We start from the raw sequence: 467 nt of genomic DNA, 5'->3' as shown, positions 1-467 counted from the left end.
AATTCCTGAAAGAGAATGATCGTAAGCGTGCTGGCCGCAATAAGTAATTGATTGGCTGCTCTAACGACCCTGTAAATAATTCTGTGTAAACGCCACTTGTAGTTTAAATTGTAAACCGGTCTGGAAACATGATTTCAAACCGGTTCATGGCAGCTTTCCAGTTCCTTATCGGCATGGTCCACTTGACCGAGGCTTTCTCCATAGCCAGATAAACAACCTTCATGACAGAGTTGTCAGACGGGAATATCTTCCGATGCTTGATAGCCTTCCTGATCACACTGTTCAGCGATTCTATCGCATTGGTCGTGTAAATCGCTTTCCTGATGTCATCAGGATAGTCGAACAGGGTAATCAGGTTGTCCCAGTTGTTACGCCAGGATTTCCCAATGGAAGGGAACTTCTCCCCCCAGGCTTCCTCGAAGGCGCTCAGCTCCATTTCAGCCTCCTCAGCGGTAGCTGATCGGTAT

General features: G+C 47.1%; 1 protein-coding gene. It reads right to left on the bottom strand.

From position 1 onward, the window contains the following. Positions 1-103: 103 nt before the first annotated feature. The coding region (locus CWC28_RS21295; protein WP_138625750.1) for a transposase at positions 104-467 on the bottom strand (364 nt) is incomplete at its 5' end.

This window comes from Pseudoalteromonas sp. S4492, from assembly GCF_005886115.1.
In the GTDB taxonomy this organism is placed as follows: Bacteria; Pseudomonadota; Gammaproteobacteria; order Enterobacterales; family Alteromonadaceae; genus Pseudoalteromonas; species Pseudoalteromonas gelatinilytica.
This window is presented reverse-complemented; position numbering and strand designations above follow the sequence as displayed.